General features: G+C 46.0%; 1 protein-coding gene, 1 pseudogene and 1 riboswitch. Of the genes and pseudogenes, one reads left to right on the forward strand and one right to left on the reverse strand.

Annotated features, from left to right (window positions below):
• Nucleotides 1–1077, reverse strand: a 1077-nt coding sequence (thiC, locus tag PX482_RS26585; RefSeq protein WP_288123232.1) for a phosphomethylpyrimidine synthase, incomplete at its 3' end; no start/stop codon positions are given.
• Between the two features lie 8 nt (nt 1078–1085).
• A riboswitch (TPP riboswitch) is annotated at nt 1086–1182 on the reverse strand.
• Between the two features lie 86 nt (nt 1183–1268).
• On the opposite strand from thiC, the pseudogene PX482_RS26590 reads away from it, so the two are divergent.
• A pseudogene (locus PX482_RS26590) lies at nt 1269–2104 on the forward strand (RNA-guided endonuclease InsQ/TnpB family protein); the annotation flags it as partial.
• Nucleotides 2105–2154: the final 50 nt, after the last annotated feature.

Consider the following 2154-nt stretch of genomic DNA (forward strand, 5'->3'; position numbering starts at 1 on the left):
GTAGGCAATTAAGCCATTTCGCACATCTTCAGCGTTGGGTAAACCGAGATGTTCTTTCGGGGTGACATAACATAACATCGCCGTCCCGTACCAACCCGCCAGAGCCGCCCCGATCGCCGAAGTGATATGATCGTACCCTGGAGCAATATCGGTGACAAGGGGACCAAGAACATAGAAAGGTGCTTCGCTACACTCCTCCATTTGTTTTTTCACATTAAATTCAATTTGATCCATGGGAACATGGCCCGGTCCTTCCACCATCACCTGTACATCGTGTTCCCAAGCGCGGCGCGTCAGTTGGCCGAGGGTTTTCAATTCCGCTAATTGGGCCGCATCGGAAGCATCATGGGTACAACCAGGACGCAGGGAGTCACCGAGACTAAAAGAAACGTCATAACGCTTGAAAATCTCGATAATTTCATCGAAATGGGTGTAGAGAGGATTTTGCTTGTGGTGGTGTAACATCCACTTAGCAATAATACCACCGCCCCTGGAGACAATCCCGGTCAGACGGGTTTTGACTAAAGGCAGGTGTTCGATGAGGATTCCCGCATGAATCGTCATGTAATCTACCCCTTGCTGGGCGTGTTTTTCGATAATATGGAGGAAATCTTCGGGGGTGAGTTTTTCAATATTGCCGTGAACGCTTTCCACCGCTTGATAGATGGGTACAGTACCGATGGGGACAGGAGAAGCATTGATAATCGCAGTGCGAATTTCGTCCAAATTACCGCCACCGGTGGAGAGATCCATCACCGTATCTGCGCCGTATTTGACCGCTAGGTGTAATTTTTCCAGTTCTTCGTTAATATTCGAGGAGTTAGGGGAAGCCCCGATATTAGCATTAACTTTACACTTAGAAGCAATACCGATCGCCATGGGTTCGAGGTTGAGGTGATTGATATTAGCGGGAATAATCAGTCTTCCTCGGGCGATTTCGCTGCGAATCAATTCGGGAGAGAGATTTTCCCGTTTTGCCACATACGTCATCTCTTCGGTAATTATCCCCTGACGGGCGTAGTGCATTTGCGATACATTTGCTTGTCCGCGCCGGGGGGCAACCCATTCTTGTCTCATAATTTTATTTCCTCTGTAAACAGCTTCCCTACGCTGGAATTACCCAGTCTCAGGTTCTAAGGGTCTTTCTCAGCCTGATTGCCTCAGACACCCCTAGCTATGACGGCAATTGTACCACTGTTGAGGACTGAGGAGATAAAGCTTAAGATTGTTGTTTGATTAGGCAGTTAGGCTAAAACCCACTTAGACCCCCTACAATAAACTTCTTAGGTGACGAATACTTAAATTTTCCACAATTGGGAAAAATTCGGATTAGGAAATCCAGAAAGTACCCGCCCTGGTTCGAGCCTAAACAAGCTCGAATTATCCAAAAAGCGTCGGGATTTTACGTTTCGGTTTCCTTCCAATCTACGGAATTAGTTCCCGATATGACAGTAGGGAAGACCTGTTTAGGAATTGACGCGGGAATTGCAAGTTTTGTCGCTACTTCACGGGGAGATTTAATCAAAGCCCCTCGATTTTTGTTGAAAGTACAGAGTAAGCTTAAATTGCTACAAAGACGCTTGAAACGGAAAACTAAAGGCTCGAACAATTGGTTAAAACTTCAGGAGAAGATAGCAAGATTACACGAAAAAGTGTCTAATAGCCGTAGAGATTGGCACTTTAAACTAGCTCATTATCTTTGTGATATGCCGATAATATCTTCGTTGAAGATATTAACTTCGTTTCCTGGTCTAGAGGGATCGTTAGAAAACAATCTCTAGATTCGGGTATCGGTAGTTTTATTAACGAGATACTACCGTTTGTCGCTTGGAAACGGGGAAAATATTATCTTAAAGTCGATAAAAACGGAACTTCCCAGGAGTGTCCGAATTGTGGCGCGATTACCGGCAAAAAGTCGTTATCGGAAAGAGTTCACCGGTGTGATTCTTGCGGTCACATTGAACCGAGAGATACAGCATCAGCAAAAGTAATCGAGAATCGAGGAAAAAATGCGGTCGGACTGACCGTATTAGAAAACCCTTGCGGAGGCGGTCTGGCGGGGGTCGTTCAGTTAAATCTGTTCGATCTAGTCAAGAGCCTATGAATCAAGAATCCCTTGCTACACCGCGCGAGCGGTTAGCGGGGGAGTGTCAA

It is taken from the genome of Microcystis sp. M53602_WE12, from assembly GCF_030065455.1.
Lineage (GTDB): Bacteria > Cyanobacteriota > Cyanobacteriia > Cyanobacteriales > Microcystaceae > Microcystis > Microcystis aeruginosa.